Origin of the sequence: Bradyrhizobium sp. Arg816, from assembly GCF_029989365.1 — a bacterium.
Classification (GTDB): domain Bacteria; phylum Pseudomonadota; class Alphaproteobacteria; order Rhizobiales; family Xanthobacteraceae; genus Bradyrhizobium.
Genome location: NZ_JAPRAQ010000005.1, coordinates 201,379 through 218,824, shown reverse-complemented (window position 1 = coordinate 218,824; position 17,446 = coordinate 201,379). Strand labels below are relative to the sequence as shown.

Sequence of the window (17,446 nt, the reverse complement as noted above, 5' to 3'; positions counted from 1 at the left end):
TCGTGCACTTCGCATTTGGGCCAACTACGGACCTAGACCATGAGAAGCTGGCGCCGGTCGCCCAAACTGGCTCCCCTGCATCAGGCCAGCTCATCGAGGAGTGCTCTGCCCTCGATGAGATCGCGCGTGTCGAAACCTTCGGTGAAGCCGCCGAGCACCGGCGCCAGTAGGGCACGCGCCTCGTCGATCTTGCCAGCTTCGCGCCATAGCCGGGCAAGTCCCTTCGCCGCGCGTAGCTCCCACATCCGCGCCGACTGCGCCGTCGCAAGCGTGAGCGCTCGCCGGAATTTTACCTCGGCATTCACCTTGTCCCCTTCTGCAAGCGCAAGTTCGGCGGCAAGCCGGTGTAACTCCGCCTCATACCAGCGTTCGTCCGTGGCCCGCACTAGGCGTAGTCCCTCGCCGAGCTGCTCCTCCGCTTCCGACCACCGACCGGCTTGCAGACAAATCTCGGCCAGGATTGATCTCTTATAGGGATGCTCGACCTTCTGCTCCGTCGCGACGAGCTTAGCCAGCGCGTCACGCATCAGCTCTATCCCACCTTCGGGTGCGCCGCGACATGCCCGCGTCCAGCCTTCGAACAGGCGCATCTGCGCGCGGTACACGACCCCTTTCTTCGCCGCAAGATCGAGCAGCCTAGCAACGTTCGCCTCCACAGCCGCACAATCTCCGCACATATGATGCAGATAGCAACCGTTGCTAAGTGCCATTGCATAGTAGAAGTCTGAGCCCTTCCTTGAAGCCGCAATGGCTTCTGCGGCTAAAGCGTGCCCCTGATTCGGAAATCCAAGCACGAACATGGTCCATGCCAAGTATGTCAGTGGCCATGTGGGATACTGGCCGTGCGAGTAACGATTGACGCGCCCATGGTCTACGTTATCGACGCGCAGCGACTCTTCCAAATGTTGGCGACCGCGAACAAGATCACCCAACAAAAATGCTGTGCTGCCAATCAAATACTCTGCCACCTTCAGCGCTGATGCATTCTGGTCAATCTGCGCAACCTCCATGAACTCGCTCGCATAGAGCTCGGCATCATGAAGCTTCGGCCGATTGAACGCACCGACAAACTGACCATACATGACTTCCAACAGCCGATCGGCGTCGCCAACCTCCTCACATAGTGCGCGGGCACGCCTATAGCTGATCTCAGTCTGCAGTGAGCCCGAGCCACGGAGGGCGCGATACACCGCGCCGAGCGACATCTGCAGGTCAAGCTCAGTGCGCTTCCGCGCCTGGTCGGGCAGTTGCGGCACAAGTGCGACCGCCGCCATCAAGGCGTGCTCAGCCTCGACGTAATTGGAGCGCTCGCGCGCACGCGTGCCGGACCGCTGCCAATAGGCGATCGCGCGATCGTATATGCCGGCGGCCGCGTAGTGGTGTGCCAGCAGTTCGGGCTCCGCTTCTGCAACCTCCGGGAATTGCTGCTCAATTACGTGGGCGGTCCGCGCATGCAGTTGCTGTCTGGAGGTCAAGAGCAGGGTCCCATAGGCGGCGTCCTGCACCAGCGCGTGCTTGAAGACGTATCTGTGTTGAGGAGGCAAGCCGCGGCGGAACAGTAGTCCCGCGTGAACCAACGCATCCAAGGCCGCGGTCAGTGCGTCTCGGTTCGGTGGCAAGACAGCCGTCAGGAGGGCCTCGCTGAATTCGCGGCCCAGCACCGCCGCCACTTGCGCGACTTCCTTCGTCCCGGCTGTCCGGTCCAGACGCGCAACGAGGGCGTCCTGCAGCGTCACCGGAACCGAGAGCTGGAGTCGCCCGGCACGCCCGCAAGTAGTTTCGTCGTCGGCCAAGCCGGCCTCGAGTACCGCTTTGGTCAGCTCCTCGATGAAAAGCGGCACGCCATCCGCTTTTGCAACGATCTGTTGAATTATTTCCGCCGGCAGTGCTTCGGTTGCAGCAAACGCACCAACCATGTCAGCTGCCTGCGCTCGGCTTAGCCGATTGAGCGTAAGCATGGTTAGATGGGGGCGGCCGCTCCATGGCGGTATGTAGTCGGGTCGGTACGTAATCAGGATCAGGACCCGAGAATCCTGCACACGATCCATCGCGGCCACTATTAAGTCTGCGCTCGAAGCGTCGATCCAATGCGCGTCTTCCACCACGATCAGCACCGGCTTCCGGGTCGCCAACCCAAGCATTCGATCGACCAGTGCTGTCGCGGTTCGCTGCTTAAGGCTCTCTGCCGTCAGCTCCAGCCTCGGATAGTGCGAAGCGACAGGGATCGACAGCAAACCGGCAAACAGCGAAGCGTTCTCGGGCACTGCCTGTCCAGATTCGGTCAACATCTGCTCGAGCTTGTTCAATTTGATCGCGGGCGGATCAGTTGGCAGGAACCCGGCCGCCTGTATCAACTGGCGCGCGAAGGGATATAGCGCGCTGGTCGCGAAATATGCCGAGCATTGGCACCGCAACCGTGCATGCGGCAGGTCCGCTATTCGCTCGATGAGTGCCTCGGCAATCCGCGACTTGCCGATGCCAGGCTCCCCACAGAGCAATACGACCTGGCCGTCGCCTTGCTTCGCCTGCTCCCAGCGGCGCAGCAATAAATTGACCTCTTCCTCGCGACCGATCAGCGGGAATGGCCCGCCAGGATGCAGCGCCTCAAAACGACTCTCCGTCAGACGCTCGCCGGTCACTCGCCACGCCTGCACAGGACGGGCGACGCCTTTCAGCTGGTGGACACCAATGTCTTCGAAGGTGAAAAAGCCAGCGACCAGCCGCTGTGTGCTGGAGCTGATCACTAAGGCATTGGGGGCGGCCAGCGACTGTAGCCGCGCAGCAACATTCGGTGTTTCACCGACAATCGCCATTTCCTCGCGTGTGCCACCCGCACCCATCTCGCCTGCCACCACAAGCCCGGTGTGCACGGCAAGGCGGACACTGAGCTCGATACCGAATTTCTTGGACAAGTCTCGATTCAGCAACACGATCGCCTCGACAATATCCAGCCCAGCACTCACCGCACGTTGGGCGTCATCCTCATGCGCACGCGGAAGACCGAAATAGACCAGCAGACCGTCTCCAAGGTATTTCGCGAGATGGCCGTCGTAGCGGTCAATGGCGGCAACGCAAGCTGCTTGATAGGCAAGCAGTAATTGTCTCAGCCGTTCGGGATCGACAGTGCTGGAGAGAGCGGTAGAATCGACGAGATCGCAGAACATCACCGTCAGCTGACGACGTTCCGCCTCGGATGTGCTCGGAGCAGAAATTGCCGCTAAGTGCTTGGTCCGCATGAGCGCGGCGATCGCCCTGAGCAGACGCTTGCGGTCTCCTAGTCTTGCAATCCCGAGATCTTTCAGATCGCTGTTACTGAGATCGGGCAGCAGATCAAAATCGACGCCGCTCTCGGCGAACGTTTCGGCATATCGCCCGAGTCCGAGATGCTCAAGCCAAGCTCTTACGTCATGGCTCATTGTCCTGTCCTCAGTGCACCCAGGGCGTCTTAGAGTTTGCCAACTAGCTACTGAAGCGGACGAACCTGGCTCCGTGGGTGAGCAATCCTATCTCATACGATGCCACCTGTGGGGACAGTTTTTGGCCATAATTCTGCTCATTAGCGAGATCGGAGTACGTCCCGGCGCACGATAGGCCGACGCGGCTGGCCTGCTTCGTGTCCTCGCAATTGAGCAGCGCACAAGCAAAACCGCACGCCACGGAGGACGTTCTAAAATCCTCAGCTGCTACGGGGCAAAATGCGAAGAACTCGACGCGAGCAAATCTAGTCCGCTATATCCCCTCAAACAGACCTCGACGAGCCTTGCGGACACTTGCCGCTGGGGCGGAACGACATGGCGACCAATTTGTTCAAGCACCTCGTCGGCGCGCCGTTGCCCCCACTTGGCTCAAAAATGGTCGCGGTCGGCGGGGTACGCCGGTGGGACAATCGATTGCCATAGGATCCCAATGACCGACGTCCGCTGCAACGAGATACGTGCTCTCCGGGAAGGCCGTCAGCGCTACTTCCGGGTCAACCGATTGTCTCACGACATCGTATGGCAGAAGAAATTCCCCGAGCTTCGGGTCGAAGTGCGCCCCATCCGGCATCACCTTAGCGTCCGCAAAATCTGCAGGAGCGGGATAGGCGTAGGAGGAAAAGGCCGCAAATCCGTGCCGCCGCCGCCCGGCCAAAAACCTGCCGAATAGACTTCATGACTGTATGCCTCGCGGGTCGCTGCCCTCAGGCCAAGTCTTAGATGCTTGCGCGCGAAAGAAGCGTGACGACCGTGGTTTCCAACCGTAGCTTTCGTCGAGGCGCACGAAAATGTGAGCCGTTGCAATGAGGTTCCGCGGAGCGGTGATCCGCCAAGTCAGTCGGGACGCGTATTCGTTCACTTTCCGCTTGGACCGGCGCAGTACTGATAAGGTTTTGTTAGAAACCTTATCAGTTGAAGAACTGACTCCGGTTGCGACCAAAATTCTATAAATCGATCGACTTGCCGCCCCTTCATCCAATCTCTCAGCAGCCGATTTCGGTGCAGTCTTGATTGAGAAATATTCGTATGCACGGCCACTAATCGTGCCGGGCTGCTGTCGGGCGAAGACAAGCTTCTCAAAATCAGGTTGCTTCACCCGAAAAATGGTGTGGTTCTCGGCCCGGAGATATAGCGGTCCATTTGGGGTGCCGTCGCCATGGTGCTTTTGCCGAACGTGTACGTCCGCTCTAAAGCGTGTCCCAATCGGGTTTTCTTCGCGGAGATGCCGCGGAAATTCTACTTTCAGCCAACCTGGCAACACATCTACTGGTCGTACCCGGGGTCGGCTTACATAGCCGTCTCTGAAAGTCTCAAGGAGCACGCCCTCGAAGAAGTCTCCTTCCTTGGGATCAATATCATCCATGATTTGTCACCGGCATTATTGACGAGCTAATGCGATAGTTCTTACGCTCATATCGGCACTCCAGCTACCGGCAGCCCGAAATTGCCTGCCACGGCGCGCAGTCTAGGGCGGCAGGGGCAGCGGCTCAAAGAGGCACCTTCCGAGCGGCAAGTGCAACTTGCGGCTGACGGTGATGAGGTACAGCCCTAGCCTTCTTTTGACTTAGCATCGCGAACGATCACCACGCCCGCTATACTTGGAAACTGCCTTTGTAGATTTCTGAGCGGATCGCTGCCTCGCTTGGTTGGACGTTGTTCAGCGGCGGCTTTGGCCAAATGAAAAATCGGCGGGAGCTCATGTAATGGTTGATCAAAAAAAGGTGGGAGGGGAGCGGCCGCGCTTCGATCAGCAGGCCGCAAACGTCTGAGCGCAGCCAACGCCATCGCGGGTGACCCGCCTGCGAGTCGAACTCCCTTACCGTTTGAGCACAGCAGACAATGCAGCGGGATGGAGATCTGCTTGTGCGTATCAAACGTTTGATCATCGAGCCTTTCGCGAACAGAATGAGCATCTGCTATGGAGATGCCCCAGGCGGCGGGCATTGTGCCAAGGTCAGCCAATTGTAGCGTTCCGCAATTTTGTGGAATGCGTGTCTCATCGTTGAGGTGATTGTAGAAGGCGTAGATCGCAGGCCATCCCCACCCGGTGGCTGTATCGATTAATTGATCTATCTGACGAGTTTTTGTACGGCCGATTCTGCGCCGGATTTCAGGATATTCGGAGTCGAAGAGATCGAGGGCTTTCGCCTGAACAAGCATTGGGAGCACGTTGGAGCCGTCCGCACTCTCAAAAGCCCAGGCCCAATCAGCCCCGTGCTGAGCTTCTCTTCGCTTGTTAAATGGCAAAATGAAAACATTTCCCGGAAAACGGTCAGCCAAGTCCATGAGGATCGTTTCGGTGATCGATTCCTCTCCAAATGAAAGGTTATTGCGCTTCGCCGAGGCGCGTCGAACCCAACTGGTCCGCGCCAGGTTAAGCAGGCACATCTGCTCGGGGCTAAATGGATAGTCTGAAAATGGCATAGCTGATAATGGAATTATTTGACACCATTCTAGCTTTTGTCAATGGAGCTCTCAACTTAAGAATGCGAATTAGATAGGCGCAGGTGAACTACGTTGACCCCGCCGCCGCGTTCGCGCTGTCCGCCGCGAATTTTCCTGCATACCACGTTCGAATGACCAAGCCGTCATCCGCAAGAAAAAATTCACCTCCAAGGACCTCAGCGCCTTCCTCCACTAATCGCTTTTTCATCGCATCCTCTCCCGCTATGGCGACTGCGGCGTTGCGATAAGGCGGAGGATCGATGGTGCTTTCCGGATACCGAACCGCCCATTCAAATTGACCGAGCGGGTAAGCACTTTGAATCTGATCACGGCGTGACAGCGGGCTTCTTGAAAAACCTACTTTGATGATTGTCAATCCTTCAACTTGGCCGGCTGGCCGTCCTAGATACGCGGCGGTGTCCCCCTTCAATTCCAAAATATAAAGATACTTTGGCCCATCGGTTTCGCCAACCCAATACGGTCCCGTCGCTGGCGGCACTGCGCGACTGGGCGACAGAGCCGTTGCAAGTTCGTGAAGCGTACCGTCGATTTGGCCTGCTTGTCCGTAGACAGGCGTTTCGTAAACCTGAAGCTGAGAAAGTCTGTGCGCTTCGGCCTCTAACACTTTCACGCCATATGAACCTATAAACTCCGGATTTGAGTCGCGGTATGTAGTCGGGAACAACTCTTCGACTGGCTTCCAGTCTTCCGGAATGATTCTCCACGCCCGCGTCGCCCGAACGGCAAACAACCATTTGCCCCTATATTCCGGGTCACTCTCTTTCTCCGCCCATCTGTCGCCTGATATGAATTCGCGTGCGTGGCCCGCCTGATGTGACACCTCGAGGACGCCGACGACCTTCCCTCGCATTTCTTCAGGCCCCCGTCCCTTGGTCACATAGATTGCAACCAGCGCTCCCGGCCTTGAAAGCCTCAGATAGCGAGAGCGCCTTGGTTCGTCAGCGAAGCCAATGCAACCCCAGTCGCCGGGATCAAATCCCCAAAAAGATGTCAGCCAGACCTCCCGACCGGCGGGGACCCGCTCAACGACCGCGAACAGTTCAGGCACGCTCGACCAGTCGAACGCGAACACGCTTTCTTGGGCTTCATCGATATCGCGGTACGCGTAATCTTTTGCGACTTGTTCAATAACGTTTGACGGCGGGTACTTCTCTCCCCTCTCGACCAAGATTGCCGTTAGAGGGGGAAATCCGTTGTCCAGCGTGTAACGGACAATCACATCAAGATTTTTGCCTAGCCCTCGTCCTGTTGGATGAGACCATCCAATTGCCTCGCCTACCTCTTGATAGGTTGTTCTTGTGTGCCTCTTCGCTTTCTCAACAAGAAAGCGCGCGATGTCCAATTGAAGCGGGTCCAATGGTCGATCCCCCCAAGCACCCACGAACAGACCATCTTGGACCGTGGGAAAGTTCGCCATGTTCGATCATTTCAGGCGAAAAGTCACGAGCCAGCCCCGGGCATCGACACGCCCTACGGGTCTTCTGCATAGATACCAGCTACTCATTTCAAAAAGGAGACCCCGAAAAATACAGACCCTTGAGCTTGCCAGAACCGTAGCGAGGTTTATCAAACCAGACCTCTACGTTCTTCAAGCGACCACTCTTCAGATCAGTCTGGAGGCCCAAAACACATAAGATGGGAGATAGGCGGAGAAAAGTCGTGTGTCTCGGCTGAGCCTCACGTAGAGCAGTAATGGCTGCCCCAGAGTGCAGCTCTTGTCGCTGGCTCGATAGGTGCGCGAGCACATCAAGGAGCAAGATATTTTCTGTCCGACATGAAGGGACATTTCGGGTGTAGTGGTGACGATATCAGCTTGGAAATCAATTATAGCTTCATCGCCGCTCGCCTCGTTATCCCGTGTCGAAATGTAATAGCTCGAAGAGACGCGTGGCTTTATCTGAGCGCATAAGTGATATTCTTCGTCGCGTGACCTTTTCTTTCCCATGGCCTCTCACGTACAGCGTGCAGCGAGGATGGGCTAGCCGCCTCCGGGCGGGCTTTTGGTGGCTGGTGAAGAAGTCCCTCAAGATAATTAGCTCGCTACTTGTCGCAGTCGTTAAGTTGTTTAACAGTCTGCTCCATTCCTCGAATTGTGATGGACTGCAATGGCACGAAAAACAGGGCACTTTCAGCCAGCCACGACGCCACACCTAACCTATATGTCGGCCCTTCAGGTCATAGCTGACCAATCGCAACTCGCCATGGCGCAGTTGATGCCGCACCTCGGCGAACGCGGGCGCATCGCCGAGGAAATCATCAAGAACGTCCTCGGACGGACTCTTCCCAAAAGGTTCTCCATAGGCACGGGTGTGGTTATTTCCGCACATGGTGAAGCAAGTCGGCAAACAGACATTGTCATCTACGATAATTTCTACAACTCCCCTTTGCTATCCGAGTTCGGTTCTGGACTTTTTCCAGCAGAGATTGTTTTCGCCACCATCGAAGTGAAGTCAGTGCTGACGAAGGATGAGCTGCAAAGTTCGATGGACGCCATTATGCAAATGCGTAAGGTTGGCTCTCAGAAGAAATACATTGTGCCTGCAACCGTTTTTGAGCCCGGTAAGCCTGCACGAACTGTGATGACGAAACAGACGGAGACGACGCCACCACGTAATTACATCGTCGCGTTCTCGCAACAGGGTCTTGGCCCGACCTATCCGCACTTCTGTGACAAGCTTCGGAAATGTTTGGACGATGGTAACTCCCATGTGCACGGCGTCTGCATTCTGAAGGAGAACTGGTTTGCCGGGCGGCGCGCCTTCAAGGTACCCGCCGAGCTCTTCGGGCGAGAGGGGAACGGGTTGCTGAACCTATACAGCCACATACTCAAAGCCCAACAGAACTTCGTGGTGCATGCGATGGACTTGGATGCGTACATGCCAAAGGAATGGAGCTCAGACTAATATTGTGCGTAGCCGGTATGAGCCCACACGTCCACCGACCGGGTCCGGAATACCTCACTGCACCCTGCGATCTGGTTCGCGACAGCAACGTGAAAGAGCTATCCATCAAAATGCTGCAAAGCCTGTTAGGGATATTGGGATCGCAACAAGCCAGGCAAGTCCGCATAGGACGCCTTTGGCATGACCCAGCGAACGTTGAGCACGTGCTCCATCGGTATTGCAAACAGCTTTTTATACTTACAGGGAGCGAGCAGTTTCCTTATCAGTTCTTTGGGAGCAGTACCGCGGTAAAATTTGGTGATCGCCATCTGGTCCTTTGCTGTGGACACCAAATCGATTCAACAGAACCTGATAGGGTGGCCATTTACGTCAAAACGCAAAATTCTACTGTTACTGCGTCGTCGCTCTTGCGCCCGAAGGTCACCACCGAAAATAGCGACACAGATTGGATAGACGTTCGTGCTCTCGAATATGTCATCGAGAATTACAAGACGCCGGATCTGAGCAGGGAATTCTTTGCGGTGGAACGTGATGGCCTGTGGCCATTAAACAGTACCGGACGATTTTTGCTGTTTGGATATCCGACTGAACGTCAAGAAGTCGATTACGAAGAGCCTCGTATTGGGGCACATGTTGTGGAGGTTGGAGCAACCTATGACGGCCCGAGCAACTCGCCGCACGTGCATAGGGTAAAAATGGACCGTAAAGTTACCTTCCATGCAGATGGAATGAGTGGCGGTCCTGTTTTCTATCTTGGTCGATCTTCAGGAACGTTCTTTGTCGGATTTGCAGGAATCATTATTCGCGGAGGCGCGACGTCGGAAATCATTCATTTCATCGACGCCAACTTCTTAGGTGAGATGGCGGCCAAATAGGGTCGTGATAGCGAAGAGTTGCTTTGCTCTTGAAATACGGCAGCCAACCGGCCCTGATCATGTTTGACTTTCGGCAATGCGGTCATCCAGGCGCTGACTAATAGCAGGCTAGCTCGATACCTTTTCACCACGTGATCAACGGCGCGCTTCTGCCAACTTTCAGGTAGATGAATCGGCTGCAACCGATAAGCTTTTCATACTTTTCTTATCCACCCTCAAAGACTTACGTTCGGTGAAGCCGCAAGGTCGAGCTGGCTGGCCCTATTTCGGGAGGACCGGGCAACGCTGCGCCTTTCTCCCGCTCCTCGGATCGAGGGGCCGCACAATTATTGCCGCTGAATGGTGCATTTCGAAGGACCATGCCTCGGCGCGGGCTACGCTTCTAGATAGAACGTGTAGAATGTGCTCGGAACACGCTTATTGGGGCGCACTATGGACTGGTACCAACTTGCTGCATTTTGGGCTGCTGTCGCCGTTTGCTCACTAGGTTTCCTGGCCGCTGCCGCAGTCTGGATCTCGAACTTTCGAGCGACCTGGCAAATCGAGATATTAAGGAACCACTATGCGGCAATCATCGGTCTTCCCGCCGCAGCCGCCGGAGCGTTCGTTCTGATTACGCTCTTCCGGCAAGTGTCTGGCGATATAAAAGTGGAGCTATGGGGTCTCAAGCTTGAGGGTGCGGCCGGTCCACTGATGTTCTGGGTGATTTGCTTCTTGGTCATGGCATTGGCCATTAAGATGGTCTGGCCGATGAAGTCTTAGCCGCAGAGATCCAGACAGAAACAAGCTACGCTGTCAGTCTCAGGTACCCGAGGATCGTGATACTATGACAATACCTCTTCGCATTCTTCTTCTTTCTGTCGCCCTGGCACTGCTCGCCGTAGATGCTGCTCCTCTCGAAGCGAGCGACGCAGTTGAGGAGCCGAACTCGATAATGAGCTGTGTAAACCGGATGGTTTCGCAGAAGCCCGCTAATCAAACTCCGCGGGAAGCGACGTGGGATGCTGCTAGCCTTTGCCAAACGTTGGTCGCCGCCGAGCACACTAATCGACTCGAACGAATCCGTGCAGATAATTACCTCTTCCAAAGAACCGAGAATACAGTTCTTATGTATATGGTAGTGGCGATCACTTTAGCTGGTGTGTTACTTGCTGCAGCTCAGCTTTGGGCATCGTTCATTCTCGCACTTAAAAGGGGAGGCGGCCTTTCCGACGGAAGCACAATTGATCTTTCGAAGGATAAGATAGCAATCCAATCGTCCGTAGTGGGCGTGGTCGTTCTGGGTATCTCGTTGGCATTCTTCTCCATCTTCGTCTTATGGGTTTACACTCTGGACGAACCGTCCAGCAGTCGGAGCACTCCTCAGGTCTCTGAACCTCCCCATCAAATATCGTCGGAGCCCCCGCGCTCTGGCATCAATGGCACACAGCCAAAATAGAGAGCCGGAGGAAAATATGTATTCCAGCATCGAACTGAGCGTTGTCGCTATGGTCCTCGCGGCCAATCCTACCACGCATCAATCAAATCCCCCCAAAGCATCCCCACCACCCTGGTACGCAACATGCGTCACCCAGGCAGGCACATGCTCTGTGAAATTTACTAGCCCCGTGCCTCCGGGAACGAGTTGTACGTGCGGCGAGCAGCAGGGACTAACCAGGTAGACCTCGGTCCCCGGAGCTATTTGGGCACGGGGAACGTGACTGACTTGTCACCTGAAATGTTCTGCCATCGTTCGGCGGTAATTCGCGGCCAAGCTTGGCTGGTCCCGTACGCAATGTGCAATTCATTTTCTCGATAAAAGTAGATCGTGAAATCGACTTTCGAGGTCCCCTTCTTCTTCGTCCCAGTCCGAGGATCGGCAAGGGCCCATTCGACTTCGGTGTAGAGAATGTTCACCAGATCACTGTCCCCGTCCCCTTCGGCCAACTTGGACGAGACAACTCGGAAGTGCCGGATTGGCCACTCTTGCACAAGCTGCTTCTTAGCTCTGTAAAATCGCTCGAAGTTCTCATCTCTCTCATCGAAGTCGGTCGAGGCTCTGTAGTACGTTTTAAGTTGGGCCAATGCATCTTCTGGCGGCCCAGACCAACTTCCAAGCGCTTCGCGAACGAGGCGCGTTGCTTGATTACTGTACCACCGCTCGGCGGGGTAGTGCTTTATTTGCCTAGAGACTTTTTGAAAATACTCGGCCGCCGAACGCCACAGTTCAAGATGATAGATTAATGAGGACGCGCATTCGCCAACGTCGTCGCCTCCGGATGTATATCCTACGAAGATCCATCGGCCATCCTGGGTCCGAACAAACCTGGGGCCGCCACTATCACCAGGTTGGACCGGATTGATCTGCTGGGCGTTAAGCCCGGTACACCACACTTTAGGCAAGTCGAACGTCTTTGAGCCGATCATCACCGTCGGAATAAGTTTCAATTCTGCAAATCTGCGTCTACCGTCCCCAGAGCATTTTTCGCGTTTAGTTAGATCGGTGCAAAAGTCCCCGTAACCGATCACTAGAGCTCGGACATTGTTCAGATCGCCCAACTGTTGCTTCAGATAACCCGCGTCGTAGCGCGCCGCGCAGGACGGCGGAGGGCTATCTCTCCCTACGTCATCGGCTGAAACAAAGCAGGTCTTTGTTTGTAGAAGCTCGCTCGCCCAATGCGGAAATCCCTCAATCTCAATACCCTCGTCGGGCACGATAAACGCAAGGTCTTGGAGGGTCATCTCCATGAAATTCAATCTGTTCTTTTCGACGGAGACCTTCTCTCTTTCGTCATCCCACTTTGTGTAAGCATCGACAAACGCGCGAGGCATAAAGATCCTTCGCTGCTTTGTTGAGTGATACTTTCCATCCGCATCCCTGTAATTGATCTGAACTAGCTTCGCGAGACCAACTCCCTTCTTCCAAATGCAGTGTGCTGCTGTGCTGACCAAACCGGCCCGGCTAACCGCGCCAGAGCATGAGGCTATGGCATTGTCTGCAAATTGAACACTCAACGGGACCACGAAAGGAAATTCGTCCTTAGAGTCCAAGGTTCCTACGACCGCGAGTGCAGGCGCGGAGTTCAAAATAGCTGCAACAAGCGAAATAACAAAACGGATCTGCATGACCTGCCTTATATTCTCGCAAAGCAGATGGGCGAGCCTATCACCCAGTAGTTGTGGAGCAAAGAAAATCTCTTCACAGGAAAGCCAGCATTAGAGACTCAAAAAACAACCTACAAGCAATGCGCAATCAATGCGCCGTTGCTTAGAGCGGGGTCGTCTCTAGGTACCGCTAAAGCGGCCTCAGACTTCGGACGGGCAACAGTAGGATCCAAGCAGACCGCAATCGGGAAGCAATCCTGACACATCTGAGCGTCTCTCGCCGGGTAAAGCTCTTGCTGTCTATGGTATGGTATAATGACAAAGTGCAGGCCCGAACCGTGACGAGGTCTATCGTGGCACACCGACTCGCGCTTTACGGAGCTCAGATGGCTCTCTCCATACTTATTGCGCTTATCGCGCTGCCGAACAATGTGGATGCGCGAGAGCAACCATCGAGCGGAGACTGCGTGACAGGCAAGCCTAGATGCGGCGCCAGACCCTTCGGTGTACCACCGGGGAGCCATCGCGTTTGGGTCCAACTAGCTCAGTCAACAATACCAAGCGCAACTGCAGCGCCATCGACAAATCGACAATCCTCCGGGAACCACAAGATACAAGCGTCAGAGCTGGTCTATGCGAAGGAGACCGCACGCGCGAAGATCGTCGGGGTCGACGAGAAAAATGCCGCAGCTTTTGAGCGCACGAAAGAATTGGAGCGGCCCTATCTCGAAGAACGCGAGAGGAAAAATAATGAAGCCCGTGCCCAATGGGAGGCTGCGGAAGAACGAAAGCGCCTGAGGGAGGAGCGAATTCTGGCAGATCCAAAATGCACGAATGTGGCTGGTGGTCGCATCTGCCGAGATAATCGGCTTGAGACCTACAATTACAGGTGCCGCAATATTGACGGCGTGATTGTAGTTATTCTCAGCCCCGAATTCAGATGGGATAATCCAGATGTGAACGGTCCGGAGTGCGGATTACAGGATACTAGGCTAGTTCGATTGCCTTGGTGAGTGCCAAAAGAAGTTTCTGGGTGTAGGTATGAAATGCTCGCACAAGTATCATCTAGCATTGCTTTTTGCCTTAGTTGCCTACCTGCCTTCCGTGAGTCTTTGCGCGGGTGAGAGCGAGGACGCGGTCGAAGTGCTTGCGCTGTCGCTGCGATGTCCAAACAAGCCAATCGAAGTCAAGATTGGTGGAGAAAACGGCACTTACGGGAGCTGGTTCTATCATGACGTAAATTCTTTCCTTGGAGATAAGAAGACGCTGCGAATCAAACGAGTGAGGCGATTCGGAAGTGGCGAGGTGCTAGAGAGGACCTTTTCCACTCCGTTTTCGAAGTTGGTCAAATCTGAGCCGGCAAGCGTAGACGCCGCGTTCAAATTGGAGGATGGAAGTCGGCCAGCAATCGTCGCCGTCCACTGCAGGGATAGGTATCAGGATGATCAACTTACTTGCTTTTGGAAGGATGCCGACGGCGATGAATGGGGTTTCCTTCCGATCACAGCGTGCGATGCAGAGACCGCAACAAACATAAGTCTTGCAATTAACACGTTGATCCGGACCAACATCCCCAAAAGACCCGGCGCTGCCAAATGAGATGTTCGCTTCCGCGAATAGCCAGCCGTGGCTTCCGTCGATCCATTAGCCTCGACAGACGACTCGATAACTTATCGCTATTATGTTCAGGAGCTCTGTTGCCTTGGAATAAGCTCGAGGAAGATCTCCGCTGAGAAACTCTCGGCCAGCACTTACCATCTTCAGGATCGGAAGACGTTAGCCGCGTAGTGTCCATCCGGAAACTGATAAGCTTTCTCTCATTTTAATACTGCTACCTTCAGGCAATCGCCCCCGAATTCCAGCGAAGCATCGGATGAGATCAGGTTTTAGACTGATCATTGGACTGCCCTGAAGAGCATGTTAGATCCTTATTGAGCTAAAAAAGTCTCGACGCCGAGTTCTGCGCCGAGACAATTTTTTCTTTGTCAGTCTCTAATGGAGCGACGTTTTCTTGTCTTTTTTCGTTCGCTTGCGACGTCCTATCCCGGACTGCCGCCGAGTGTTCCGAATTTTAGCGACTTGCCGGCTGATCTCGTCAATCGAGAGCAACAAGAGAGTGACGAATTCATCCGCCTCGAGCAGCGCGGTCATCGTCTCGACATGCTGGTCGGGGTCGATAGTTTCGATATCCATCGCGCTCAGCACCGTCAGTTCTTTGGCAACATCGACGGCGAGGGCCGTCACGAGCCCCTCTAAGGCGTAGGCGCGCTGGGCGCGCAATTCGACTTCGCTCTTTCCGACACTGTCGGCGGCGACGGCGTTTTTCAGCCAATTGTCGACGTCGTCGTCTGTTGTCATCTCGTCTCCTTTGGTCGGGACTCTCGCTATAATCCTTCGATCCGTCAGTCTCGCTTTTCTCGACATTGATCTCTCTCCTGATACATTGCGGTGATGCGCAAATTGCCATCACGGCATCATTTACAAGTTTGATTTTTTGAGCCGCCAAATGCGTCCGGGTCCCAAAATGACTGACAAGCTTTCTACCAAAAAGGAGTCAGTCGACACTGATAAGAAAATTCTGATTTCCTTATCAGTCCCGATCTTGGCCTAAAGCGTCGCCCTCGTTGCTGCGAATACGGGTACACGGCAGGTCCTCCCCAGCCAGGGATGACTAGGTTTCGCGTCTCGTGATCTTCGTCAGCGCCGCTGAGGTGAGCGCAGCGCCATGATCAAATCGACCGTCGGCACGGCGGGTGATGCCGACGGCATTGTTGTGCAGACGAGATCGGAGATACCCGCCGCAGATCGCATCTGGACCGTTCGAGTTTAGTCCGGGCTTGGAAAATTGCGAACGAGCTTCCCGTCTACCAATCCGCCACCCTTCCCTTCTGCATCGACTTCTCGTGCTTCACGAGCCAACATGCCCTTCTCCACGACAAGCGGGTTGTTTTGATACGAACCCCACTGCTTATGAAACGGCGCAACACCAGAACGGCGGCAATCGGCGATGACATCACGAACCCATTGCGGGTCCATAGAACGGGCATCCGCCCCACTTTCCCCACCGCATATGAGCCAATCCGGCAGCGACCCATTGGAAGGCAATCGCAGCGGCCCAAGAGCAGGCTCGTAAGAGATGAACCGGACAACCGCTGGCACCTTCTTTAGACGTTTCCACCGGAGATCATATCGTTTCTGATCTTCGGCCGTCGTTCCGAGCCAAACGTTGGAATCCCCATCGCGCCAATCAGACGGCAACATTCTTTCTATATTTTCGGGTCTCTTCGTTAGCACCAGCCAATCCAACTTTTTGCACCTGCGCATCAGAGCGAACAAATCGTCGCGCCACGATGAATCAACCTGATTGTCGAAAACGTCCGCGAGCGATGCGCAGAATACGCGCGGTCGATGACCGTTTTCCTTTCTAAAAGCATCAGCTTGCGCGTTCCACCGGACGGGCTTCCTCCAATTTTGCTCTGACGTTCGGTGGCGCTCGCCATGTGGACCCCACTGCACTTTTCCGTACCGGCGATCCATCATTGTTTCGGCATAACAATGGTCGCATCCCCACGAAACTTTTTGGCAGCCAATCCATGGATTGAACGTATGATCGCACCATTCTATTTTTGAGTTTTCACCCATCACTAATCTCCACTGGTTCAGAGCATCGCTCTGCCCGAGACGACGATCCCGGTCCGATCCTTTACAAGTTCACTTTCCGCCTTTGCGGTAGACGACCTCTGATGAGAAGTGACTGAACTGCAATTTGCATTCGCCATAGGCAACTACGTTGCGGCGAGCAGTCTGTGCACGCCGTGCCGCACACTTTGCACATGATCTTAGGCAGGCGGAGCGCACTGCAGCTGCGGACTGATAAGGAAAACTTGAAACTCTATCAGTCAGAGACATGCTAGATTTTCCCTTGCACGCAGAGCCTGATTGTTTAGAATCTCGCTGTAACTGGTTTAAGTACGATGGCCGGCAAGCAAGCCAAGACACTTTCGACTGATCATATCGACGATCTCTTATTTTTCGCCGCGCGCTCTCGCCACCCACTACGCAACCGCCTCATCGTCTTGCTCTCGGTCAAGGCAGGTCTTCGCGCCGCCGAGATTGCCAAATTGACATGGGCCATGCTGCTCGACCCAAGCGGCGAAGTCGGCAGCACGCTTGAAGTTCGCGACGAGATCGCCAAGAAGCGCAGCGGCCGCTCGATACCAATTCATCCTGAGCTTCGACAGGCACTCGTCGAGGTGCGGCGGCTGTCTCGGGCGCATGGTCCCCTCATTCGATCTGAGCGCGGCGGCGCGATGACACCGATGAGCATCGTCGTCTGGTTCAGCCGCGCTTATGAGGAGCTCGGGTTCGAAGGATGCTCATCGCACTCCGGGCGTCGAACCTTTATCACGCGAGCGGCCCGCTCGGTTCACAAGGCCGGCGGTTCGTTGCGAGACGTCCAACTGCTCGCCGGCCACCGATCCATCCAGACGACACAGCGCTATATCGACGGCGATAGCGACGCTCAACGGAGGCTGGTATCCCTCATCTAGCCACCAGCGTTCCGAGCAGGCGCTCGGCAAAACTAGCTGTCGGCAAGAAGTCGGCCGCCACGAAATCCTCCGATCCGCTCGGCCGGGCTGAA

At 55.2% G+C, this 17,446-nt stretch carries 14 protein-coding genes; 6 read left to right on the top strand and 8 right to left on the bottom strand.

Translation table 11 applies throughout. The features are described 5' to 3' along the window. Positions 1–80: 80 nt before the first annotated feature. The 5 genes from OWC48_RS15040 to OWC48_RS15020 all read right to left on the bottom strand — a co-directional run bounded on the left by OWC48_RS15040 (position 81) and on the right by OWC48_RS15020 (position 7,359). On the bottom strand, positions 81–3,416 hold the full coding sequence (locus tag OWC48_RS15040; RefSeq protein ID WP_282520693.1) for an AAA family ATPase: 3,336 nt from the start codon (positions 3,414–3,416) through the stop codon (positions 81–83). Positions 3,417–3,807: 391 nt separating this feature from the next. After that, positions 3,808–4,131, bottom strand: coding sequence for a DUF5996 family protein (locus OWC48_RS47130; protein ID WP_368860660.1), 324 nt, complete (start codon positions 4,129–4,131; stop codon positions 3,808–3,810). Between the two features lie 18 nt (positions 4,132–4,149). After that, complete coding sequence (locus OWC48_RS15030) at positions 4,150–4,839, bottom strand: hypothetical protein (RefSeq protein ID WP_282520892.1); 690 nt, start codon at positions 4,837–4,839, stop codon at positions 4,150–4,152. A 185-nt stretch (positions 4,840–5,024) separates the two neighbouring features. Further along, positions 5,025–5,900: a DUF6615 family protein gene (locus OWC48_RS15025; RefSeq protein ID WP_282520692.1), complete on the bottom strand. Its 876-nt coding sequence runs from the start codon at positions 5,898–5,900 to the stop codon at positions 5,025–5,027. A gap of 88 nt (positions 5,901–5,988) precedes the next feature. After that, positions 5,989–7,359 carry a hypothetical protein gene (locus tag OWC48_RS15020; protein ID WP_282520691.1) on the bottom strand — a complete coding sequence of 457 codons (1,371 nt, stop codon included), beginning with the start codon at positions 7,357–7,359 and terminating at the stop codon, positions 5,989–5,991. A gap of 784 nt (positions 7,360–8,143) precedes the next feature. Here OWC48_RS15020 and OWC48_RS15015 point away from each other — a divergent pair. The 4 genes from OWC48_RS15015 to OWC48_RS15000 all read left to right on the top strand — a co-directional run bounded on the left by OWC48_RS15015 (position 8,144) and on the right by OWC48_RS15000 (position 11,158). Next, a complete protein-coding gene (locus tag OWC48_RS15015; RefSeq protein WP_282520690.1) occupies positions 8,144–8,845 on the top strand; it encodes a DUF6602 domain-containing protein in 702 nt (233 codons plus the stop codon). Between the two features lie 89 nt (positions 8,846–8,934). Beyond that, positions 8,935–9,720, top strand: coding sequence for a hypothetical protein (locus tag OWC48_RS15010; protein ID WP_282520689.1), 786 nt, complete (start codon positions 8,935–8,937; stop codon positions 9,718–9,720). A gap of 432 nt (positions 9,721–10,152) precedes the next feature. Then, positions 10,153–10,482, top strand: coding sequence for a hypothetical protein (locus OWC48_RS15005; RefSeq protein ID WP_282520688.1), 330 nt, complete (start codon positions 10,153–10,155; stop codon positions 10,480–10,482). Positions 10,483–10,546: 64 nt separating this feature from the next. Beyond that, on the top strand, positions 10,547–11,158 hold the full coding sequence (locus OWC48_RS15000; RefSeq protein ID WP_282520687.1) for a hypothetical protein: 612 nt from the start codon (positions 10,547–10,549) through the stop codon (positions 11,156–11,158). A gap of 239 nt (positions 11,159–11,397) precedes the next feature. Here OWC48_RS15000 and OWC48_RS14995 read toward each other — a convergent pair whose 3' ends face one another. Next, positions 11,398–12,825 (bottom strand): hypothetical protein, encoded by a 1,428-nt coding sequence (locus OWC48_RS14995; protein ID WP_282520686.1) that lies wholly within the window; start codon positions 12,823–12,825, stop codon positions 11,398–11,400. A 365-nt stretch (positions 12,826–13,190) separates the two neighbouring features. On the opposite strand from OWC48_RS14995, the gene OWC48_RS14990 reads away from it, so the two are divergent. Continuing rightward, positions 13,191–13,817 (top strand): hypothetical protein, encoded by a 627-nt coding sequence (locus tag OWC48_RS14990; RefSeq protein WP_282520685.1) that lies wholly within the window; start codon positions 13,191–13,193, stop codon positions 13,815–13,817. 979 nt (positions 13,818–14,796) lie between these two features. On the opposite strand, the gene OWC48_RS14985 is transcribed toward OWC48_RS14990, so the two are convergent. Next, positions 14,797–15,162, bottom strand: coding sequence for a hypothetical protein (locus OWC48_RS14985; RefSeq protein WP_282520684.1), 366 nt, complete (start codon positions 15,160–15,162; stop codon positions 14,797–14,799). Between the two features lie 468 nt (positions 15,163–15,630). Then, positions 15,631–16,446, bottom strand: coding sequence for a DUF5131 family protein (locus OWC48_RS14980; protein WP_282520683.1), 816 nt, complete (start codon positions 16,444–16,446; stop codon positions 15,631–15,633). 332 nt (positions 16,447–16,778) lie between these two features. Between OWC48_RS14980 and OWC48_RS14975 the strand changes: the two genes are divergently transcribed. Next, positions 16,779–17,354 (top strand): site-specific integrase, encoded by a 576-nt coding sequence (locus OWC48_RS14975; RefSeq protein WP_282520682.1) that lies wholly within the window; start codon positions 16,779–16,781, stop codon positions 17,352–17,354. Positions 17,355–17,446 lie beyond the last annotated feature (92 nt).